The following is a 22,213-nucleotide window of genomic DNA, read 5'->3' on the forward strand; positions in this document are numbered from 1 at the left end:
ATCACTCTTCGTGGAGGCAGTCATGCACGTCTTCGTCACCGGCGCCAGCGGCTGGATCGGCTCCGCCACCGTCACCGAGCTGATCAATGCCGGTCACCGGGTCACCGGCCTGGCTCGCTCCGACACCGCCGCCGACCGGGTCGCCGCCCTCGGCGCCACGGTGCTGCGCGGCACCATCGACGACCCGGAGCTGCTGCGCTCCGCCGCCGCGGCCGCCGACGGCGTCGTCCACCTCGGCTACAACCACGACTTCACCCGGATGGCGGCGGCCGCGGCGACCGACCGCGCGGCGATCGAGGCGCTCGGCGCCGGGCTCGACGGCACCGGCCGCCCGCTGCTCATCGCCTCCGGCGTCTTCGGCGTCGCGCCCGGAAAGGTGCTGACCGAGCAGGACGCCCCGGCCGGCCAAGGCCACCCGCGCCAGGAGAACGCGCAGGTCGCGCTGACTTTCGCCGACCGGGGCGGGCGGCCGCTGATCGCCCGCTTCGCGCCGACCGTGCACGGCACCGGCGACTACGGTTTCACCCGGATGCTGGCTCAGACCGCCAAGACCAAAGGCGTTTCGGCGTACGTCGGTGACGGCGCCACCCGCTGGCCGGCCGTGCACGTGAAGGACGCCGCGGCGCTGGTCCGCCTCGCCGTCGAGGAGGCGCCCGCCGGCACGATCCTGCACGCGATCGCCGAGGAGGGCATCCGCAGCCGTGACATCGCCGAGGCGATCGGCCGCGGCCTGGCCGTGCCGGTGCGATCGATCCCGGCCGGTGAGGCCGACGAGCACTTCGGCTGGCTCGGGCGCGTCTTCGCCACCGACGCCCCGGCGTCGAGCGAGGCCACTCGGCGTCTCCTGGGCTGGAAGCCGACCCACCCGACGCTGTTGGAGGACCTGGCCGCCGATCACTACTACGCGTGACCGGCACCGGGGTGCGCGTCCGACCGGCGTGCCCCGGTCACCACCGTCTCCCCGCCACTGTCGCCGGGGTGCTCATTCCGCCGCGCTGACCAGCATCCCGCGTCACCGTCACCGGGACGCGTGTTCGGCCGTGTCCTCGCCGCCGCCGTCCGAGCCACCGCACCCCCGCTGGTCGAACCGGTGCACCCGGGTCACCGGCTCCGAGTAGTCCCACAAGCCCGACACCGCCGTGCAGCAGCACGACGGGCGGGAGGTCGCCGACGGTCCCGGCGCTCCACGTCCGTGACCGGACACCGTCGCCGACGGTCAGTTGGGGTTCTCCTGCAGGACTTTTTCCCAGGTGACGGTCTTGCCGAAGACGTACGCCGTACTCGCGATGATCGTCGTGCCGCCCAGCAGCAGCACCGGGCCCCACGCGGTGGCGTCGTACCCGCAGAAGTCCTTCAACGGCGTGGTCGGCAGGGAGAGCGCCCACACCAGGAACGCCGAGGTCGCCGCGGCCGGCTCGACGATCGGCAGCCTGAAGCGCGTGTCCGGGGCGATCTGCTTCTGGCTGCGATACGCCAACCCGATCGTGAACAGCACGGTCGCGACCGCGAGCACGCCCAGCCAGATCCAGCGGGCGGTGAAACCCGCGTCGCACTCGGCGCGGCCGGCCGGGGCGGAGACCGTGCCGAGCGCGGCCTGCACCGCCAGGTAGAACGAGATGGTCTCGGTCGGCACGTACTTCACCAGCTGGGTCAGGACCGACCCGGCGACGCTGGTGCCCGACGCCGTGCGCGCCGCGTTCTCCCCCGCGCTCTTGGCCGCCTCCGGCTGCGCGCCCTTGGCCATCTCCTCGGCGGTGACCGCGGCCGCGGTGGCGGCGGCCTGCTTCGGGGACGCGCCGGGGGTGCCCTGCAACCTCAGCGCGGCGTCCTCCGCCATCGACGACAGACTCATGACACCCTCCGGGCTGGTCGGAAATCGAGGCGAGATTAGGCCCGGAGCAGATGCCAGTCAATGAATACGACGTGTCCGGCAACCGCCGCTTGCCGCGGGGCGGCCTCGGCGCGGGCGCCGCGCCGCAGGTGCCGCCGGACGTTGTCGATGACCGTCGTGGCCGGCGCGGTGCAGCAGGCGTGGGAGTTGCCGGCGCCGAGCCGGATCACGTCCAGGCGGAACTGGACGGCGGAGTAGCTGTTCGCCGTGCGCGGCAGGCGGCCCGACTCGGGGACGCCCTCGCACGAGGCCGTCGCCGTCGCCCGGTAACAGGTGGTCACCGGCACGCACGTCCCCGATCCCCGTTCGTCGGTGTGATCACTCGGTTCGGTATGCCAACCGCACGATCGGCGCGCGACGGGGGTGCGGCGCCATGCTCCGGCCGGCGCCCGTGAGCGCCGGCCGGGAAGAGTGAGCGGGTCAGGCGCCGGCGTCGGCCTCCACGACGAAGACGGAACCGCCGCCCGGGTTGGGTTCGTAGCGGACCTCCCCGCCGTTGGCCCGCGCCAGGCTCCGGACGATGTAGAGCCCCAGCCCGGTCCCCCGGACCGTCTCGGCGGTCTGGTCGGCGCGCGCCATCCGGTCGAAGAGCCGCGGCTGGAATGCCGCCGGCACCCCCGGACCGGTGTCCTCGACGCGCAGCCGGACCCGGCCGCCGTGGCGTTCGAGGTGCAGCGCGCTGGCCCCACCGGCGTACTTGGTCGCGTTCGACAGCAGGTTCACCAGCACCTGCTGCAGGTGCGAGGCGTGGAACAGGACGTCGGCGTCGGCCCCGTGGACCGGCAGGTGCCGGTTGTCGGTGGCGTCCAGGGCGCGTTCCACCTCGGCGCGCAGGGACAGGGTGTCCCGGATCGCGTTGATGTTGCCGGCGTCCAGGGTGACCATGGCCAGGACCTCGCGGACGATCTCGTCGAGCCGTTCCGCCTGGCGGTTGATCATCTGCACGTACCGGGCGAACGGGTCCTCCGGGTTCATGGCGTCGACCAGCAGGTCGCTGTAGCCGAGGATCGACGACAGCGGGTTGCCGATCTCGTGCCCGAGCATCCCGATCATGTCGAGTTTCAGCTGGTCGGCGGCTTCCAGTTCGAGGTTGCGCTCGGAGAGGGCGGCGGCGGCCTGGTCGCGGGCGCGTTCGGCGGCGCGGCGGGCGGAGATGTCGGTGGCGACCACGATCAGGTGCCGGGGGCGCTGGTCGGACCCCCGTACCACCGAGATCGTCGCCTCGACGTCGATCCAGTGACCGTCGGCCTGGCGCAGGCGCACCTCGTGGGTGTACGACTCGGCCTCCCCGGTGAACAGCCGCGCGATGTGGCGATGCGCCGCGGCCACGTCGTCGGGGTGCATCAGCTCCTCGATCGTGTGCCCGGTCAGCTCCTCCGCCCGGTGGCCGAGCATCCCGGCGAACGCCTCGTTGACCGCGATCAGCGTGCCGTCGAGCCCGCGCACCACCTGCCCGACCGCGGACTGGGTGAACTGGGCGCGGAACCGCTGCTCGTTGAGGGCGACCGCCTGCTGGGCGGCGCGGGCCGCGCTGACGTCGGTGTTGATCTCCAGGACCTGGGCGTCGTCGCCGTCGGCGGGCCGGTGCACCACCTGGCAGCTGAGCACGGTGACGGTCCGCCCGGTGGCGGTGAGGTGCTGCAGCTCGCCGTCCCAGTGCCCGTCGCGCTCCAGCGCCTCGGTCTGCTCGGCGACGATCGTGGCGCCGCCGACGATCGCGGTGCCGAACAGCCGGTGGGTGCTGCGGCCCAGGGCGGCGTCGGCCGACCAGCCGTAGAGGCGCTGCGCGCCGGTGTTCCACCAGAGGATCTCGCCGGCCGGGTCGCGCACGATCACCGCGGCCGGGATGAGTTCGAGCAGCCGGGCCTGGCGCTGCAGGGCGACGTTGGCGGCCCGGCTGGCCTCGTAGTCCCCGGCGTGCCGCAGGGCCGCGCCGACCGTGCCGGCGACAAGTTCCAGGTGGTACGCGTCGTCGGCGTCGAACGCGTCGGGACGGTCGCTGGCCAGCTTCAGCACGCCGATCGCGCGCTCGCCGTGGTACAGCGGCGTCACGCACATCGACCGCACCCCGGTGTCCCGGCAGATCCCGACGCTGGCCCGCTCGTCGGTCTCCACGTCGGTGCAGTGCGTCGGCCGTCCGTCGGCGAGCGCCGCCCCGCTGACCGAGTCGGCGATCGTCTGGTGCTTGCCGACGTGCTCGGCGAGCGTGCCGGAGCCGGCCACGTAGCGCAGCAGGTCGTCCTCGATCAGTTCGACCATCGCGCCGCTGGCCGACGGGAACGCGGCGACGGCCCGCTCGGTCACGACCCGCAGGACCTGCTCGCGGTCCTGCGCGACGGAGGTGACCGCGCGCTGCGTCTCGACCGCCGCCAGCAGCGCCCGGGTCTGCCGGGCAGCCCGCTCGGCGGCGGCCTGCCGGGGCGTGGTGTCGCGCAGGAACGCGTGGAAGTGCCGGTCGCCGGGGTTGCCGGAGGGCCAGATGGTGATCTCGACGGCCACCCGGTGACCGTCGCGGTGCACGACGGGCAGGTCGATCGGGCGGCCGGCCACCACCGGGCCGCCGCCGTCCAGGTAGCGGTGCATCCCGGCGAGGTGCGCGGCGCGCATCTCCGCCGGGATCAGCGTCTCGTGCAGGGTCCGGCCGAGGATGTCCGCGCTCTCCCAGCCGAGCAGCCGGGTGGCGGCCGCGTTCCAGGTGGTGATCACGCCGGCCTCGTCGATGCCGACGAACCCGTCCGGGGCGTGCGCGATCGCCTGGCGCAGTCGCTCCAGTTCCATCCGCTCCAGCGCGTCCAGCCCGTTGACCTCGGTCACCTGCACTGTCCCCCACCCACCTCACGTCCCGTTCCGAGGTCAGGTATCGGCGGTCGGGCGGTGAAGTTGAGTGCCGGGCGGCGTCAATCGGCTGACATCAGACAGATCCCGTCGAGCATCAGGTCGATTGACCGGTCGGCGGCGGCGCGGGCGCCGGCCGCGTCGCCGGTGGCCTCGGCGACGCCCTGGACCATCGTGAACAGCAGGGCCAGGTCCTCCGGGACCAGGTCGGCGCGGACGTACCCGTGCTCGCGGGCGCGCCGCAGCGGCCCGCCGAGCGCGGCCAGGGCCCGCTGGCGGTACCGGTTCTGGGTGGCCACGTCGAGTCGCCGGATCAGCACGACCAGCCCGCGCATCGCGATCTGGGTGTGCAGCACCGAGCGCAGCAGCTGACGGAAGTGTTCCGGGTGGCCGGCCAGCCCGGCGGCGGCTTCCTCGATGCGGTCGAGCTGGTGGTCCATGACCGCGGCGGTGAGCGCATGCCGGTCCGGGAAGTGGCGGTAGAGCGTGGCCTGGGCGACGCCGGCCCGACGGGCGATCTCGGGCATCAGGGCGACCGGGTCGCCCTCGGTGAGCACTTCACCGGCGGCCAGCACGATGGCCGCGCGGTTGCGCTGAGCGTCTCGCCGACGCGCAGTCGGGGTTCCGTAGAGCACCGTTCCACCCCCTTACCGACCAGTCACGTTACCGGCCGGTAACGAGAATGTCATCACCTTCACTTTCTCGGTACGCCGTCTCCGGGGATCGCCGAGCGGCCCGGGCCTCGGGACGCGTCCGGCCCGATCGGTGCGAGGCGGGCGGCGGCTCGTCCGGCGACAGCGCCCGCGGGACGGGCAGCCCGCCGAGCGGGACGGCGGCGACGCGCCGGCGCGCGGTCGGCGATCACCACGCCCGGGTGCGGGCCGGCGCGGCGAGGCTGAAGCGGGCGCCGGCGCCGAGCCGGCCCGGCAGCGAGGCGGCCCCGGCGGCCGACGCGTCGACCACGATGGACACCGCCCGGACGAAACCGCCCGAGCAGGAGCAGGAAGGGAGCACGAGCAGGGCCAGAACACGGCGCATCCGCCTCATCGCCCGGAAGTGTCCACGAAGGAAACGCCCTCGACAGTACGCCGCGTGGCGTTCGTCGCACCGCCCGATATCCGACAGGAAATCGTCGCCTACGCAAGGTAGCGTCTTGGTTACTGTTTGCCAATCTCGGGGGTGCGGCTTGGTCACGGTGCAAACGGTCATCGCCGGGCGCTACCGGATCATCCGTCCTCTCGGCTCGGGCGGCATGAGCCACGTCTGGCTGGCCCACGACGACGTCCGCCACCTCGACGTCGCGATCAAGCAGTGCACGGTTCCGGACGGGTTGCACCCCGACCAGCAGGACGTGGTGCGCACCTGGGCGCTCAGCGAGGCGCAGGCCGTGGCCCGCGTCCGTCACCCGCACGTGATCCGCACGTTCGACGTGCTGCCCGACCCCGAGGGCCCCTGGCTGATCATGGAATATGTCGAGGGCCGCTCGCTGCAGCAGCTCATCCAGGAGCAGGGCCCGATGCCTCCGGCCCGCGTCGCCCGCATCGGGCTGGCCGTCCTGGACGCGCTCACCGCGGCGCTGCGGGCCGGGCTGCTGCACCTGGACGTGAAGCCGGGCAACGTGCTGATCGGCGACGACGGCCGGGTTGTGCTGATCGATTTCGGCCCGGCCGTGACCGCGGGCGGCGTCGCCGCGCTGACCGACGCGCGAGTGGTGCTCGGCTCGCCGAAGTACATCGCGCCGGAACGGCTCTTCGACCGGGTCTCCAGCGCCGACTCCGACATGTGGTCGCTGGGGGCCACGCTCTACCACGCGGTCGAGGGCCGGCCGCCGTACGCGCGCAGTTCCATCCCCGCCACGCTGCGCGCCCTCGCCGCCGGCCCGCCGGACGCGCCACGCCGGGCCGGGCCGCTCACGCCGGTGCTGGCCGGGCTGCTGCGCCAGCACCCGGCGGCCCGGATCAGCCCAGCCGAGACCGCCGAGCTGCTGCAACGCGTCCTCACCCCGCCCCGGTCGCGGATGCGGCGACGGGTGCCGGCGCTGGCCGCCGCGGCCACCCTGATCGGCGCGCTGGCCGTCGGCGGGAGCGCCCAGGGCGGCGAACGGCCGGTGGTCGCGGTCGCCCCGGACGGGTTCGCCACCTGGTCCGACCCGACCGGCTTCCAGGTCGCCGTCCCGTCCGGCTGGACGTCGAGCCGGATGTTCGGCGCGGTCACCTTCAGCGACCCGGCCGAGCGGGCCAGCCTGCGGATCAGCCGCTGGCCGCACCCACCGGACGACGTGGTCGCCGCACTGGTCGCCGAGGAACGCTCGATCCGGCTGCCCGGCTACCGGCGGCTGCGGATCCAGGCGCTGCTCGAACCACCGGACACGGTCTGGGAGTACACGTACACCGACCCGGAGAACGGCCCGATGCGCGCCCTGCGGCGGGTGCTGCCGGTCGACGGCACCACGTACGTCGTCGAGTGGCGCGCGCCACGTTCCGAATGGCCGAGTGACCTGCCCAAACTCTCGATGGTCCTGGAGTCGCTGCGGTAGGGCACAATCTCCGCCATGTATGTCGGGATCACCGGGGTGGGCGCGTACCTTCCGGAGCGCGAGGTCACCACGGGCGAGTTGCAGGACGGCGTGGCCCGGGCCGGCGGGGTCCGCCTGCCGCGCGGGCTGTTCGCCCGGCTCACCGGCATCGACCGCCGCCGGATCGCCGGCCCCGAGGAGTACGCGTCGACCCTCGGCGTCCGCGCCGCGCGACGCGCCCTCGCGCAGGCCGAGCTCGACCCGCTCGACATCGACCTGCTGCTGTTCGCCTCGGCCAGCCGCGACATGGTCGAACCGGCCACCGCGCACATCGTGCAGACCGAGCTCGGCAGCCGCGCGCACGCCCTCGACGTCACCAACGCCTGCAACAGCTTCGTCAACGGCATCGACGTCGCCCGCTCGATGATCCTCGCCGGCCGGGCCCGCCGCGCCCTGGTCGTCACCGGCGAGACCCCGACCCGGGTGATGCGCGGCCGCGTCGACAGCCTGGAGCAGGCGCGACGCTCGTTCGCCGGGTTCACCTTCGGCGACGCCGGGGCGGCCGTGATCGTCGAACCGGTCGCGCGCGGCGGCATCCTCGACATCGACACCGAGACGCACTCGCAGCACTGGACGGTCGGCGGCATCCCCGGCGGCGGCTCCCGGCACCCGCGCGGCGACGAACACTCCTACTTCGCCGGCGACGGGCACCGGCTGCGCGGCGTGTTCGAGAAGGTCGGCGCCAGCATCCTCGACCGGGTCCGCGCCCGCACCGGGCTCGAGCACACCGACTACGCGAAAATCCTGGTGCACCAGGTGACGCTGCCCTACCTGGACCGGTTCGTCGAGGTCACCGGCGTGCCGCGGGACCGGCTCGAGGTCACCGTCAGCGAGCTCGGGAACGTGGCCAGCGCGACCCTCGGCGTACAACTCGATCGGGTTCTTCCTGATCTGAAGCCCGGCGACAAGGTGCTGTTCATGGGGCTCGGCGGCGGCGTCAGCATCATGACCATGGTGTGGGAGATGTCGTCGTGAGCGACCGCACCGAGCGGCCGCAACCCGCACCGGACGACGGCCTCGCAGGCGAGGGCCAGGCCGGCACGACAGGGCAAGCTCCGCCCAGAACCGATCTGTGGGTCGTGGTTCCGGCGTTCAACGAGGCGGCCCGGATCAGCACGACCCTCTCCGCGCTCGCCGCGCAGACCGACCAGGACTTCACCCTGCTCGTCGTCGACAACGGATCGGCCGACACCACGGTCGAGGCAGTCCGCGCGTTCGCCGGGTGCGCGCCGTTCCCGGTCCACGTCATCGACGAGCCCGAGAAGGGCGTGGGCTGCGCCGTCGACACCGGCTTCCGGCACGCCGTCGCGGCCGGCGCACGACTGATCGCCCGCACCGACGCCGACTGCCTGCCGAGGCCCGGCTGGGTCGCCGCCGCCCGCGCGTCACTGGAGGCCGGCGCCGGGATGGTCTGCGGCAGGATCACCGCACGGCACGACGAGCACGGGCCGGCCGGGCGCGCGTTCTTCGCCGCCGTGGTCGCGCTGGCCGGCGCGTTCGGCCGGATCCGCCCGGCCCACCGCGGCGACGGCTCGCTCGCGCCGTACCGGATGCACGCCGGCAACAACATGGCGATCACCGCTGAGCTCTACCTGGCCTGCGGCGGCATGCCGCGCCGCCCGTCACCGACCGACCGGCTCTTCCTCAACCGGGTCCGCGCCACCACCGCCGCGATCGTGCACGACCGCGACATGATCGTGGAGAACTCGACCCGGCGGATCCGCGCCTACGGTGTCGTCCGGACCGCGAAGTGGTACCTCGACCGGGGCAGCGGCCCCCTCACCCCCGACCCCCGGTGACCGCGAATGCTCACTGAACTCGACGCCGGCCTGCGGCCCGGCGACGACACCCCCGCCCTGCTGGGAAAGCGCCGGGTCACCCGGGGAGATCTCGCCGAACTGCGCAGCCGGTACGCCGGCGCCCTGCACGCCCGCGGCCTGCGTCCCGGGGACACCCTGGGCGTCGCCGTCCGCCCGGGACCACGCTCGCTCGCGGTGCTGCTCGCGGCGTACCGGATGGGCCTGCGCATCGCCGTGCTCGACCCCTCGGCCGGCCCGGACGTGCTGCTCGCCCGCCTCGCCCTGGCCCAGCCGGCGCTGATCGTCGCCGACGCCGCCGCGCAAGCCGTCGCGAGCTGGGCCGCACCGCTCGCCCGCCGCGCCGGGCTGGCCCTGCCCGACCTGTCCCGCCTCGCGCCGGCCGTCACCGTCGGCCGCCGCCTGCCCGGATCCGCCCCCGCGCTGCAAGCCGGCGGACCACCCCCACCGGCCTACGACGGCGACGGCGACGCGGTGATCATCTTCACCTCGGGGACCACCGCGAGCCCGCGCGCCGTCGTGCACACGCGGGCCGGGCTGAGCGCCGGGATGCGGGCCGTCGCGGAACTCGTCCGCCCGCAGCCCGGGGTGCCGATCCTCGGCGGAATGTTCTTCGTGCTGGTCCCGTCCCTGGCCTCGGGCGCCCCGGTCGCGGTCCCGGCACGCCGCCCGCGGGCCCTGGCCCGGCAGATCACCTCCCTGCGACCGCAGGCCACCTACCTCACCCCGCCGCAACTGCGGGCCGCGCTCGACGCCGGGACACCGATGCGCGGGCGCGTCTACAGCGGATCCGCGCCGGTGTCGTCGTCCCTGCTCAGCCGGGTACGGGCGGCCGGCGCGGACGAGGCGTGGTGCGTCTACGCCCTCACCGAGGTGTTCCCCGCCGCCGCGGCCGAAGCCACCACCAAGGCGGCCCACCGCGGCGACGGCGACCTCGTCGGCGAACTGCTGCCCGGCGTGCGCGCCCGCCTCAGCCCCGACGCGGAGTTGCAGCTGGCCGGGGACGGGGTCTGCGACCGCTACCTCGGCGCCGAGCCGCACGAGTGGGTCTCCACCGGCGATCTCGCCCGGCTCGACGGACGCCGCGTGATCCTCGGCGGGCGGGTCAAGGACATGATCCTGCGGCGCGCCGAGAACATCTACCCCGGCCTCTACGAGCCGTCGCTGCACGTCCCCGGCGTCTCCCTGGCCGTGCTCGTCGGCATCCCGGCCGGCGACGGCGACGAGGCCGTGGTGGCGATCATCGAGACCGCCCCCGGCGCGAACCGGGCCGACGTCGAAGCCGCACTGCGCGAACCGCTCCACCGGATGGGCGGCGCGCGGCCCGACCACGTGCTGTTCGCGCCGGTGCCGCTCGCCGGGCGCTCCCGGAAGCCGGATCGGGCCGCTGCCGCGTCCCTCGCCATCGCGACGGTACGGCCGTGACCCCGCTCGCCGTGATCGTGCCCGCCTACAACGAGGGCCGGTCCATCGGGGCGACCCTGGCCGCGCTGGCCGCCCAGACCGACACCGGCTTCACCCTGATCGTGGTCGACAACGCGTCCACCGACGACACCGCCGACGTGGTGCGGGCCTTCCCGGCGCCGTTCCCGGTCGAGATCGTCCGTGAGGACGAACGCGGAGCGGGAACCGCCGCCGACACCGGCTTCCGGCACGCCATCAGCCGCGGCGCCGTGCTCCTGGCCCGCACCGACGCCGACTGCCGGCCCGCGCCCGACTGGGTGGCGACCGCACGACACCACCTGGAGTCCGGGGCGGAACTGGTCTGCGGGCGCAGTGTGCCCCGGCACGACGAACAGCCGTCCTTCGCCGAGCGGCACGTGTTCCCGGCAGCGGTGCGACTCGCGGCGCTGTACGGACGCTATCGGCGGGCGCATCGGGAGGCTTCGTTCCGTACCCCCTATGTCCTGATCCATGGTCACAACCTGGCCCTGACCGCGGACCTGTACCAGCGCTGCGGCGGCACCGCCCGCGAACGCCTCGAGGACGGCTCGGAGGACGTGACACTGCTCAACCGCGCGCGGCGGCACACCGACCGCATCGTGCGCGCCGAGGACCTGATCGTGGAGAACAGTTTGCGGCGACTGCGGGCGTGGGGTGCGCGGCGGACACTGCTCTGGTACTGGGACCGGCGGTGGCGGCCACCCACGTCCCCGGAGGTGCACGTCCGATGAACGCGCTGGCCGGCGAATCCCACGGGCGCCGCGGACACGACGCCAGGAGCCGGGCCCGCTCCCGCGACCGGCGGGTCTATCTGCTCAGTCATCCGGTGCTGTTCACGCTGCTCGCCGTCACCCGGCGGTGGCCGGCGCGGCGCCTCGGCCGGACCGTCCTCGCGCACTCCGGAACGGCCGTCCGGGACGGGCTGACGCGGGTGCCGCTGGACCGGACCGCGGCCGGGACCACCGGAGGTGCCGCCGGGGACCTGACCGGGGGCGACCTGCTGTTCAACCAGGACGGTGACGGGCATCGCGGGGCGCGTCGCGGGCTGGGGCTCGACGCGGACGGGGTGGAACGCCTACGGCCGGTGTGGATGTCCGTTCTCGACCGTCGGCTGGAGCCGCTCGCCAACGGTGGGCGGATCGAACTCGTCGACGTCACCGCCGAGATGGCAGGCGCGACGGCGGCGGCGCTGCTCGGCGTCGACGTCGACCCGCTCGCGCTGGCGGCGGCCGCTCGGGAAGCCGCGGCGGCCGGGGCGCGCGAGCATCTGCCGGGGATCCGCCGGCCCGGCGCGCACCGGGCGGCGTCGGCCGCGACGGCCCGGTTGACCGCGCTGCTGGCCGGCTCAGCCGCGGCGGCCGTCTCTTCACCGGGCGAGTCCGGTTCGGCCGCCGGCGTTGCCTCTTCCCCGGGCGCGGCTGGTTCGGCCGCCGGGGATGCCTCTTCCCCGGGCGCGGCTGGTTCGGCGGCCGGGGATGCCGCGCTGGCGACGATGCTGGCAGTGGCCGCCATCAACACGACCGTGGCGGCGCTGCCGCGGGCCGCGGCGTGGTGCGCCGACGATGACCTGTGGTCATTCGCGGACACCGACCCGGAAGCGCTGACCTCGGAAATTCTGCGGGTGACCGCGCCTACCCCACTGCTCCCCCGGGTCGCCGCCGGCTCCGGCACGATCGACGGCTGCCCGGTCCACCCCGGCGACCGGCTGATCCTGGTGGCCCGCCACGCCGTCGACGCGCACCGGGCCGGCCCGTGCCCCGCCGACCCGGCCCCCGCACACGTGGCGCAACTCGTCTTCGGGGCCGGGCCACACGCCTGCCCCGGCGCCCGGCTCGCTCGCCACCAGCTCAGCGACGCCCTGCGCGCCCTGGCCGTACACCGGCCGCGCGTCGTCTCCGCCCGGGTGGACCGGCGGGCGGCGCTGCCCGGCTGGTCCCGGCTGATCCTGGAACCCACCCGGTGACGGCACCCCGCGTCGCCGTCACCGGGGCCAGCGGCTTCTGCGGCTCGGCCGTAGCCCGCGCCGCCGCCACGGCCGGCGCCGACGTGATCTGTCTCGGACGCCGGCCCGGCCCGGTCGGCGAACACCGGTTCTGGGACGCCACCCGCGCCGCACCCGACCTCACCGGAGTCGACGTGGTCCTGCACCTGGCCGCCGCCGTCGGTGACCCGCCACCGGGACAATCCGCCGTGTTCCACGCGGTCAACGTCGACGGAACCGCTCGCCTGCTCACGGCCGCCGGTGACCGCCCGCTCGTCTGGGTGAGCAGCGCCAGCGTCTACACGCCCGGCGCCGGTCCCCTCCGGGAGGACCAGCCTTTGGGCGGGCTCACGGCGTACGGGAAGACCAAAGCCGCCGGGGAAGAACTCGCTCGCGAGGCGGGCGCCGTGATCCTCCGGCCACGCGCGGTCTACGGCGACGGCGATCCGCACCTGCTGCCCCGGCTGCGGCGGGCCGTGCGCGGCGGGCGGGTCCTGCTCCCCGGCCCGGACGTCCAGCTCAGCCTCACCGCCGTCGAGAACCTGGCCGACGCCTGTCTCGCCGCAGCCGGGCTGCCCGTCGAAGAACCGACCGGTGAAGGGCCGACCGGCGCGCAGCTGACGGATGAGAAACCGACCAGTGCGAGGTCGACCAGTGCGGGGTCGACCAGTGCGCGACCGGCCGGTGGGTGGCCGGCCGGTGGGTGGCCGGCCGGTGCGTACAACATTGCGGACGCCGCGCCCTACAGCCGGGACGCGGTTGTCGCGGCCGTGTGCGGCGTGCCGGTCCGGCACGTCCCGATTCCGGCGGCTCGCGCGGTCGCCGCGGTGGGCACGGCCGTCTCGCGGCTCACCCGCCGATCACCGGCCCTTTCCCGGTACGCCCTGGAGCAGCTCACCGTTCCCGTCGTCCTGGACATCACGCGGGCGCGGGCGCAGGATTGGGTTCCACAGCGGACATTCGCCGACTATCTCGCCGGCCGTTCCGGCTCGATCCGCTGACGAACCTCGCGATCCGCTGCGTCCCGCATCCGCAGTCTCCTGTGCTCGGTTCGGTGCTCCCGGTCCCGTGCCGGCATCTCTTTCAGAGCCGGTCTCCTTCCGACAGTGCTCGGTGTACGCGGCCTCACGGCCTGGGGCATCCTAGGAAGATAGGAACCTTTGCCCAGGCCCCGGGGCCTCTTTCAGAAACGGTCGGTTTCGAAAATCTCGAGGGTTTTCCAAGGCTTGGGACGCCACGCGGAAACACGTTGTTCCCTTATTGACAGGGGCGAACACACCGGGATGATGTTCACCGGCCCATTCATCCGAAGGAGTTTCATGATCCCGACGAGCGCCGCGCCCGCCGTGCCGGCCGCCCGCCGCAGAGGCCGCCCGCCGGACCCGCACTCCCGTTCGCGCATCCTCGCCGCCGCCGAAGCCCTGCTCGACGAGGCCGGCTATCTCAACGTCACCATCGACGAGGTGGCCGCCCGGGCCGGCGTCTCGAAGAAAACGGTGTACCGCTTCTGGCCGCACAAACCCGCCCTGATCAGTGACCTGATCGTGGAACGGTCCGCGGTCCTGCCGGTGCCCGACGTCGGTGACACGCGCGCCGAACTGGCCACCCTGTTCAGCCTGATCATCGAGTACCTGACCGCCGGCCCGGGCAGCACGATGACCCTGCTCGTCGCCGCGACCAGCGACGACCCGGGCACCCTGGCCAAACTGCGCGAGCAGGTGGTGGCACCACGACGCGACATTGCCCGCAACGTGCTGCAGCGTGGGATAGCGCGCGGGGACCTGCCGGCCGATGTGGACATCGACGCGGTTCTCGACCTCTGGCACGGACTGGTGGCGTACCGGGTGACCGGACGACCGGCGGCTCTCCCCCGGCACACCGTCGAGCAGCTGGTCGACCTGGCCATGGGTGGGCACGTCCCGCGACTGCCCCGGACCTGACCCGGCCCCGTGTCGCCGGTGGGTTCGGGCGGGGGCGCGGGGTTGCCCGTGGGCACGGCCGCTGTTCGAACGGCGTCGCCGATCGGAAACGGGCTGATAACGGCGAGGTTGCATTCTCCGGGAGTGCCCGCGTGGCGTACCGAGGAAATCGTCCCGTCAAAAAGGGACCTTCTACCCTGAAACGGTCCGCTAAACCGGACAGAAGCCACCTCACACCGCCACCGAACGATGGCGCAGGGTAACCCGCATCACGCTGTCAACGTCGTTGACAGGGGGCGTCAACGGTGTTGACACTTTGGCGGTACCCATCGCTGTCCGAAAGCGTTCAGTCATGTCCAGACCCCCCGCGTGGAACGCGACCGTGCCCCGCCAGCTCCTCTGGTTCATGCTGGTCGGCGCCCTCAGTACGGTGCTGCAGACGATCGTCTACGTCTCCGTGCGCGAGGTCCTCGCCGCGACCTGGGCGAGCTGGCTCGCACTGCTCGTGGTCACCCCGGCGAACACCGAGGCGCACCGGCGCATCACGTTCAACGTGACGACCACCGCGATCGGCCGCCTGCACTGGGAGGCAGGCCTCACGTCGGTCGTCGTCTACCTGGCCAACCTGGCCGCCGGCCCGTGGTTCGCCGGCTTCGCCGGGCCGCACCCGTCGGCGCTGACCGAGTCCATGACCCTGGCCCTGACCGGCAGCATCATCGGCGGCCTGCGCTACGTCATCCTGCGCGGCTGGGTCTTCGCCGCCCGCCGTCACACCCTCCCGGACTCACCCGAGCCGGCCGTGGTCGCACCCGTGAGCAGCGCCGTCCCGGCCGGCGACAGCTCTTCCGCCGAAGGCGCGGCCCTCGGCCGTCGGACCCGCCGCAACGCGCTGCGCGGCCGGGCCCTCCGGGCACGCCCGAACGCCGCCCCGGCCTCCGCGAGCGCCACGCCCGCCGCCCCGATCTTCACGAGCGCCACGCCCGCCGCCCCGATCCTCGCGAGCGCCACGCCCGCCGCCACCGGTCTCGCGCCGGCCCTTCTCGAGGAGCCGGCCGCCGCCACGGAGGCATCCATCCTGGCGAGCGCGTTCCCGGTCTACCCGTCGACCGGCAACATCACCGCCGCGCTCGCCTGCCTGGGCACGCTCGCCCCGATCCCGACGGCCCGCCTGTGCACCGGCCAGTCGAACAGCGGCGTACTCAACCAGCGCCCGGCCGGTCGGCTCCGCACCTGGCACCGCAACCGCCGCCAGCACCTCACTGCCCGCAGCTGACCACAAGCGGCTGACCTCTCCGGGCTGCCCGACCGCGAGCTGCCGCTGTGCAGTGACGACCGGGTGGGTGGTCGCGGTCCGCGCCCGTCAGCCACAGCAACGCTGAGCACCAACCGGCACTGCTCGGCTGATCCTGGCCGTGGTCGTGGAGCGGTTCGACAAGGCTGAGCCCAACGCGACCACTCGGCTGGACCCGGCCGTGGTCATGGGTCGGTTCAGCGGCGGGGAGCGGCGGCCGGAGTCGGATCATGCGGGGGTGACGCCCACCGCGGCCTGGACCGGGATGCTCGGCGGCGGATCCGGGTCAGGCGGGGTCGGCGCAGGTCAGGAGGCGCTGGATGGCGTCGCCGTAGAGGGTGATGATGGCGTCGCGTTCGGCGCAGGCCAGGACCGGGTCGCCGACCAGCCAGAACGCGTTGATCAGCCCGGCGAACTGGGCCGCGGCCAGGCGGGCCCGCAACTCGGGGTAGGCGCCGCCGATGCGCTCGGCGAGCGGGCTCACGAAGACGTCATGCATCGAGGCGCGGAGGCGGTCCTTGATCTCGGGGCGGTCGGAGGCGCTGAGCATCGCGCGGTAGACCCCCGCGACCGGGCTCTCGGCACCCTCCAACACGTAGCGCACCAGCTCACGGCCGAGGGTGTCGAGCGGGCCGGCCAGAATCGTGGTCAGGTCGCCGGAGACGGAGACAGTGGCGAGGAACAAGCCTTCCTTCGACCCGAAGTGCCGGATCACCAGCGCCGGGTCGCAGCCGGCCGCCGCCGCGATGGCCCGCACCGTGGTGGCGCCGTAACCGTCCCGGACGAACAGCTCCCCGGCCGCGTGACGGATCGCGTCCCGGGGTGGGAGATTCGGCGATGGCACCTGATCATCTTATTGCGGTTTCCCAGGTCGCTCACCGGCCCCATCGGCACTCTCCGAGGGTCGTGGGGCCCGTTCGTCCCGGCCCCGACCCAAATGATCTTGCGAGGGAGAACAGAACCCACCCACCCCACTGGGGGAGCGCCCACTGACCATTGTCGCCGGAAGATCCAAGATCACGGTGGTGGCCTGTGGACGGCGCGCTGGTGTGGATAGCCCCGAATGAATACCGGCGGCCGGCCACCGGAGCGAATCCCCAGCGTGTGGGGCGGTGACCGACCGCCGGAGCGGGTTGCCGGGCGGGTTCGCGGGCCGACCCCCATCGGTCCGCGAGGACCCGCCCGGCTCGACGAGCAACTTTCTCGGTAGACGCGGACCCAACCATGTCGAAGGCCGGAAGGCAACGACTTCCGGTTTCGGAACCGTTCGCGTCGCGGCTCGGCGGGCAGAAAAGGCGGCCTTGCGAGCAGGAAGGCGGCCCGACGAGCGGAGCGGCCCAGCGAGTGAAGCGGCCCAGCGAGTGAAGCGGCCCGACGAGCGGAGCGGCCCAGTGAGCGGAGCGGTCCGGCGAGCAAAGAGGCAGATCAGTGAGGCGAGAGCTGGCTCAGCGGCCTGCGGCGTGGGCTCCGACACGGCGGCGACGGGTCAGGAACAGCGCGACCAGCCCACCCACCACCAGCGCGATGCCGGCGATCCCGACACCCGCGGCGTTCGAGCCGGTCAGTGCGAGCGCACCGGATCCGGGCGTACCGCCGCCAGGGTTGCCCGCCGCCACGGTCGGGCCGGACGACGACGGGGCGGATACGTGGCGGGTGGGGACGGGCTGGTCGACCGGTTGGTCCGCGCCGGGGGCTCCGTCGCCGGGCGCTCCGTCGCCGGGGGTGTCGTCCGACGGTTCGTCCCCGGCCGGTGCCTCGTCGCGCGGAACCGTGGCGCCGATGCGGCACGGCGCGGTCGCTGCCGCGGTCAGGTGGCCGAGCGCCACGTCGAGCAGCCGCGCCGTTCCCAGTGTCACTTCGACGCGGAGGGCGGCGGCGTCCGCCCGTACGCCGGAATCGGTGATTCTCTGATTGTGCCCGCCGACCGAGAGACGGACCGTGAGCAGCGAGGCCGGACGGTCGTCGGCGAGTTTGCCCAGCAGGTTGAGCGTGACGTTGCTGTGGGAGTCGTCCACGCCGGTCACGGGTTTGCCGGCCGAGGTCACCGAGAGGGCGGCCGGGCGGTAGGTCACCGACGAGTGTTTCCGGTCGCCGCCGGCCATGACTTCGAGCGTCGGCTGGCTGACCACCTTGGCGGTGATCTCCTGCGGGGTGCCGCCGAACAGTGTCAGGTCGCCGAGGGAGACGCCGGACCCTGCGCGTACGCCGATCCGCCCGCCCCCGAGGGCGATCACATCGGTTGCGCTCCGGGTCGAGCCGGTCGGGCCGACTTTGAGCAGGCTGGTGCGACGGGCGGTGTGGGTGAGGTTGCTGACCGCCTGCATCGCCGGGCCGCTGCCGGTGCCGCCGAGCACGCTCAGTCCTTCGATCATGGTGGTGGCGCGGGTGAGCGGGCCGGTCTTGCCGCAGTGGTACTCGTCGGTCCAGGTGGCCGCGGCGGTGGCTTTGCCGAGTCGGGCGGCGGCGAGGCCGCCGGCGTCGAGGGCGGTGAGGGCGACGGTGACCGGGCCGGGCGGTCCGCCGGGGGCGGCGTGGTTGGCGACCGTGTTCCGCGGCGGCAGACCGGGGAGTTCCAGGCCGAGCAGTTTCGCGTCGGCGTCGCTCGCGGTGGCGACGGAGCGGCCGCTGCGGTCGCTCGCGAGGACGTCGCCGCGGGCGGGGGCGAGGCGGACGTCGGCGAGCGCGGGCAGGCCGGGGGCGAGCGGGCTGGGGTCGAGGACGGTGATCTTCGCGAGGTCGGCCTGGGACGTGGCGGTGAATCGCCCGGAGGTGCAGGCAGTCCCGGTGGCTGACGCGGGGGTCGCCGGTACGGCCAGCGCCACGGCGGCAAGGGCTGCGGCGGCGGCCGGCGCGGCACCGCGGGTGCGGCGCGGCGGGGGGACGTGGCGGCGGGCGAGCGACATGAAACGTCCTTCCGGACATAGGAGGAAGTGTCCGACGTTTCATCGGACTAGCCCCAAATCCGGCTACGGTCGCCTCAGCAGTCACTCACCATCCGTGCAGACCGTCAAATACGCCTATCTCCTGTTTTTGCCTGAATTATCCGTTGGGTGAACGTTCCGCGGAGAGGTCCTCCCCGCGTACCAGGGACCCCTCCTCCGGCGTCCCGCCCGGCCCCTCCACCGAGAGGTGCGGGAACTTCGCGTCGAACGCCGGCCGCTCGGACCTGATCCGCGGCATCCGGTCGAAGTTGCGCAGCGGGGGCGGGCACGAGGTGGCCCACTCCAGCGAGTTCCCGTACCCCCACGGGTCGTCCACGGTCACCGGCTCCCCCGCCCGGTACGACTTCCACACGTTGTAGAGGAACGGCAGGGTCGACGCCCCGAGGATGAACGAGCCGATCGTCGAGACGGTGTTGAGCGTGGTGAAGCCGTCGCCGGGCAGATAATCCGCGTACCGCCGGGCCATGCCCTCGGCACCGAGCCAGTGCTGCACCAGGAACGTGGTGTGGAAGCCGATGAAGGTCAGCCAGAAGTGGATTTTGCCGAGCCGGTCGTCGAGCATCCGCCCGAACATCTTCGGGAACCAGAAGTAGATGCCGGAGAAGACCGCGAACACGATCGTGCCGAACAGCACGTAGTGGAAGTGCGCCACCACGAAGTACGAGTCGTGCACGTGGAAGTCGACCGGCGGCGACGCCAGCAGCACCCCGGTCAGCCCGCCGAGCAGGAACGTGACGAGGAACCCGATGGCGAACAGCATCGGCGACTCGAACGAGAGCTGCCCGCGCCACATGGTGCCGATCCAGACGAAGAACTTCATCCCGGTCGGCACCGCGATCAGGTAGCTGAGCAGGCTGAAGAACGGCAGCAGCACCTGACCGGTGGCGAACATGTGGTGCGCCCACACGCTCATCGACAGGCCGGAGATCAGCAGCGTCGCCGCGACCAGCGGCTTGTAGCCGAACACGGGCTTGCGGCTGAACACCGGGATCACCTCGGTGATGATCCCGAAGAACGGGAGGGCCACCACGTACACCTCGGGGTGGCCGAAGAACCAGAACAGGTGCTGCCAGAGCATCGGGCCGCCGGTGTCGGCGTTGAACACCTGGGCGCCGAGGATCCGGTCGGCGGCCAGCGCGAACAGCGTGGCGGCCAGGAACGGGAAGACCAGGGCCACCAGCAGGCTGGTGAGCAGGATGTTCCACGTCATGATCGGCATCCGGAACATGGTCATCCCGGGCGCGCGCAGGCACAGGATCGTGGTGATCATGTTGACCGCGCCGAGGATCGTGCCCAGCCCGGAGATCGCCAGGCCGACGACCCACATGTTGCCGCCGGTCCCGGGCGAGTGCATGCCCCCGCTGAGCGGCACGTAGGCCGTCCAGCCGAAGTCGGCGGCACCGCCGGGCAGCGCGAACCCGCCGACCGCGATCGCCCCGCCGAACAGATAGAGCCAGTAGGCGAACGCGTTCAGCCGCGGGAACGCCACGTCGGGCGCGCCGATCTGCAGCGGGACCACGAAGTTGGCGAAGGCGAACAGGATCGGCGTCGCGAACAGCAGCAGCATGATCGTGCCGTGCATGGTGAACAGCTGGTTGTACTGCTCGGGCGAGAGGAACTGCATCCCCGGGCGGGCCAGCTCGGCGCGCATGAGCAGCGCCATCAGGCCGCCGACCATGAAGAAGCCGAAAGCCGTGACCATGTACATGATGCCGATCTGCTTGGCATCGGTCGTGCGAATGGTGCGGGCCAGCCATGACCCGCGCACCTGCCGGCGAACCGGGTAGGGGCGGATCCGGACCGGGCGCGGCGCGACGCTGGTCATTCAGGCCTCCTGCGGGATGCGCTCGATCCGTTCGTACTCCCCGCGAATCGCCTTGCCAACCGCGTCACACGGACCGTTCTCGGTCAACCCCACGGAGTTACGCCATCCGCACATCCCGACGCCCGGGCACCCGGGCACCCGGGCACCCGGACTCAACGGCGGCGGACCAGGCCCGCGATCAGGAGCACTTGCAGCACCGCCAGAGCGATGGCGGCGAAGTGATGAATGCTGGTGCACGCCCGGACAACATAGAAGCAATGAAAGCTAGGAAGTCGCCCAGGACGGCGGGTCGGCCGGGTGCAGGCGAGGGTCGTCGACGGCGAACGTGCGAACCGGACCGCGCTCGGTCAGCGGGCCCTCGAAGCGGACCGTCACCCGGCCGAGCCCGCTCCCCTGGACCCAGCCGGCGCCGAGCTCGTCGTGGAGCACGTCCTGCCCCGGACGCCAAACCGCCGGCCCCTCGTCGGCGGCCGGCTCGGGCACGTCGGACGGGGCCGCCGCTTCCGGGAGAGGGAGCACGGGTGCCACCATGGCCGGCTCGTCGGGCAGGTCGGCGCCGGCCGGAACAGCGGAGAGCAGGTCGTCGCTGAACAGGTCGTCCTGGGCGAAATCGGCCAGCGTCGACACCCCGACGCCGAGCAGCCGGATGCCGCCGGACGTGTCCACCTCGGTGAGCAGCCGACGGGCCAGCGCCGCGACCAGCCGGCCGTCGTCAGTCGGGTGGTCACGGGTGAACGCCCTGGTCACCGTCGTGAAGTCGCCGTGCCGGACCTTGATGTTGACGGTGCGGCCGGCCAGCCCGTTCGCCCGCAGCCGGCCGGCGACCCGGGCGGCGAGCAGGTCGAGCTCGCGCTTGAGCCGGACCGGGTCGGTGACGTCGACGTCGAACGTCTCCTCCGCGGAGACCGACTTCGCCTCGCGCTCGCTGATCACGGCGCGGTCGTCCTGCGCGCGGGCGAGGCGGAACAGCCCGGCGCCGTGGGACTGGCCGAACCAGTCGATCAGGTGCTCCAGCGACACCGCGGCCAGGTCACCGACGGTCCGGACGCCGGAGCGGTGCAGCCGCTGCTCGGTCGCCGGGCCGACGCCGCCGAGCTTGCTCACCGGCAGCGGGTGCAGGAACGCCAGCTCGTCGCCGGGCGCGACGACGGTCAGCCCGTCCGGCTTGTTCAGGTCCGACCCGATCTTGGCGAGCAGCTTGGACGAGGCCGCGCCGATCGAGCCGGTGACCCCGCCGGTCGCGGTGGCGATCCGCGTCTTCAGCTCGGTGGCCAGGCCGGTCACGCCGGGGACGCTGAGGTCGGTGCCGATCGGCGCCAGATCGACGTAGGCCTCGTCGATGCTGACCTGCTCGACCAGCGGGGAGACCTCGCCGAGCAGGCGCATCACCACCTCGCTGGTGCGCTTGTAGGCGGTGAAGCGGGGGGAGAGATAAGCCGTGGTCCACGGGGCGAGACGACGGGCCTGGGCCATCGGCATGGCCGAGCGGACACCGAAGACCCGCGCCTCGTACGACGCGGTGGAGACGACGCCGCGGCCGGCGACCCCGCCGACGACCACCGGCTTGCCGCGCAGGGAGGGCTTGTCACGCTGCTCGACAGCGGCGAACATCGCGTCCAGGTCGACGTGCAGAATGCTCGGATCCCCCCTCACGATCCGCAGCCTACGCACGCGGTACGACAATTCGAGGAGCC

19 protein-coding genes are annotated in these 22,213 nt (G+C 73.1%); 10 read left to right on the plus strand and 9 right to left on the minus strand.

What is annotated here, in order from left to right; genetic code table 11:
- Positions 1-22 precede the first annotated feature (22 nt).
- Positions 23-910: an SDR family oxidoreductase gene (locus ACH442_RS00520; RefSeq protein WP_396120406.1), complete on the plus strand. Its 888-nt coding sequence runs from the start codon at positions 23-25 to the stop codon at positions 908-910.
- A gap of 306 nt (positions 911-1,216) precedes the next feature.
- Here the strand turns inward: ACH442_RS00520 and ACH442_RS00525 are convergent, their stop codons facing one another.
- From ACH442_RS00525 to ACH442_RS00545, 5 genes are all read right to left on the minus strand, one after another.
- Positions 1,217-1,852 (minus strand): hypothetical protein, encoded by a 636-nt coding sequence (locus ACH442_RS00525; protein ID WP_396120407.1) that lies wholly within the window; start codon positions 1,850-1,852, stop codon positions 1,217-1,219.
- Between the two features lie 35 nt (positions 1,853-1,887).
- Positions 1,888-2,172 carry a hypothetical protein gene (locus ACH442_RS00530; RefSeq protein WP_396120408.1) on the minus strand — a complete coding sequence of 95 codons (285 nt, stop codon included), beginning with the start codon at positions 2,170-2,172 and terminating at the stop codon, positions 1,888-1,890.
- Between the two features lie 139 nt (positions 2,173-2,311).
- Positions 2,312-4,711, minus strand: coding sequence for a PAS domain S-box protein (locus tag ACH442_RS00535; RefSeq protein WP_396120409.1), 2,400 nt, complete (start codon positions 4,709-4,711; stop codon positions 2,312-2,314).
- A 77-nt stretch (positions 4,712-4,788) separates the two neighbouring features.
- A complete protein-coding gene (locus ACH442_RS00540) occupies positions 4,789-5,361 on the minus strand; it encodes a TetR family transcriptional regulator (RefSeq protein ID WP_396120410.1) in 573 nt (190 codons plus the stop codon).
- A gap of 226 nt (positions 5,362-5,587) precedes the next feature.
- Positions 5,588-5,764 (minus strand): hypothetical protein, encoded by a 177-nt coding sequence (locus ACH442_RS00545; RefSeq protein ID WP_396120411.1) that lies wholly within the window; start codon positions 5,762-5,764, stop codon positions 5,588-5,590.
- Positions 5,765-5,921: 157 nt separating this feature from the next.
- On the opposite strand from ACH442_RS00545, the gene ACH442_RS00550 reads away from it, so the two are divergent.
- From ACH442_RS00550 to ACH442_RS00590, 9 genes are all read left to right on the plus strand, one after another.
- Positions 5,922-7,262 carry a serine/threonine-protein kinase gene (locus ACH442_RS00550; protein ID WP_396121004.1) on the plus strand — a complete coding sequence of 447 codons (1,341 nt, stop codon included), beginning with the start codon at positions 5,922-5,924 and terminating at the stop codon, positions 7,260-7,262.
- Positions 7,263-7,277: 15 nt separating this feature from the next.
- Positions 7,278-8,276 (plus strand): 3-oxoacyl-ACP synthase III family protein, encoded by a 999-nt coding sequence (locus tag ACH442_RS00555; protein WP_396120413.1) that lies wholly within the window; start codon positions 7,278-7,280, stop codon positions 8,274-8,276.
- Positions 8,273-9,100 carry a glycosyltransferase family 2 protein gene (locus ACH442_RS00560; RefSeq protein ID WP_396120414.1) on the plus strand — a complete coding sequence of 276 codons (828 nt, stop codon included), beginning with the start codon at positions 8,273-8,275 and terminating at the stop codon, positions 9,098-9,100. The genes ACH442_RS00555 and ACH442_RS00560 overlap by 4 nt, the downstream gene beginning before the upstream one ends.
- 6 nt (positions 9,101-9,106) lie before the next feature.
- Entirely contained in the window at positions 9,107-10,543 is a 1,437-nt protein-coding gene (locus tag ACH442_RS00565) for a class I adenylate-forming enzyme family protein (protein WP_396120415.1), read from the plus strand.
- Positions 10,540-11,292, plus strand: coding sequence for a glycosyltransferase family 2 protein (locus ACH442_RS00570; RefSeq protein WP_396120416.1), 753 nt, complete (start codon positions 10,540-10,542; stop codon positions 11,290-11,292). Before ACH442_RS00565 ends, ACH442_RS00570 begins: the two co-directional genes overlap by 4 nt.
- The gene (locus tag ACH442_RS00575; RefSeq protein ID WP_396120417.1) at positions 11,289-12,524 is read left to right on the plus strand and encodes a cytochrome P450; all 1,236 of its coding nucleotides are present in this window, start codon (positions 11,289-11,291) and stop codon (positions 12,522-12,524) included. The genes ACH442_RS00570 and ACH442_RS00575 overlap by 4 nt, the downstream gene beginning before the upstream one ends.
- Positions 12,521-13,543, plus strand: a complete 1,023-nt coding sequence (locus tag ACH442_RS00580) for an NAD-dependent epimerase/dehydratase family protein (protein WP_396120418.1) — start codon at positions 12,521-12,523, stop codon at positions 13,541-13,543. Before ACH442_RS00575 ends, ACH442_RS00580 begins: the two co-directional genes overlap by 4 nt.
- 318 nt (positions 13,544-13,861) lie before the next feature.
- Positions 13,862-14,482: a TetR/AcrR family transcriptional regulator gene (locus ACH442_RS00585; RefSeq protein WP_396120419.1), complete on the plus strand. Its 621-nt coding sequence runs from the start codon at positions 13,862-13,864 to the stop codon at positions 14,480-14,482.
- Positions 14,483-14,813: 331 nt separating this feature from the next.
- Positions 14,814-15,734 (plus strand): hypothetical protein, encoded by a 921-nt coding sequence (locus ACH442_RS00590; RefSeq protein ID WP_396120420.1) that lies wholly within the window; start codon positions 14,814-14,816, stop codon positions 15,732-15,734.
- A 304-nt stretch (positions 15,735-16,038) separates the two neighbouring features.
- Here ACH442_RS00590 and ACH442_RS00595 read toward each other — a convergent pair whose 3' ends face one another.
- From ACH442_RS00595 to ACH442_RS00610, 4 genes are all read right to left on the minus strand, one after another.
- Positions 16,039-16,596: a TetR family transcriptional regulator gene (locus ACH442_RS00595; RefSeq protein WP_396120421.1), complete on the minus strand. Its 558-nt coding sequence runs from the start codon at positions 16,594-16,596 to the stop codon at positions 16,039-16,041.
- A 601-nt stretch (positions 16,597-17,197) separates the two neighbouring features.
- On the minus strand, positions 17,198-18,655 hold the full coding sequence (locus ACH442_RS00600) for a hypothetical protein (protein ID WP_396120422.1): 1,458 nt from the start codon (positions 18,653-18,655) through the stop codon (positions 17,198-17,200).
- Between the two features lie 136 nt (positions 18,656-18,791).
- Positions 18,792-20,519: a cytochrome c oxidase subunit I gene (gene ctaD, locus ACH442_RS00605; protein WP_396120423.1), complete on the minus strand. Its 1,728-nt coding sequence runs from the start codon at positions 20,517-20,519 to the stop codon at positions 18,792-18,794.
- Positions 20,520-20,783: 264 nt separating this feature from the next.
- Positions 20,784-22,172 carry a DNA polymerase IV gene (locus ACH442_RS00610; protein WP_396120424.1) on the minus strand — a complete coding sequence of 463 codons (1,389 nt, stop codon included), beginning with the start codon at positions 22,170-22,172 and terminating at the stop codon, positions 20,784-20,786.
- Between the last annotated feature and the right edge of the window lie 41 nt (positions 22,173-22,213).

Source organism: Actinoplanes sp. NPDC020271 (assembly GCF_044388125.1).
GTDB lineage: Bacteria > Actinomycetota > Actinomycetes > Mycobacteriales > Micromonosporaceae > Actinoplanes.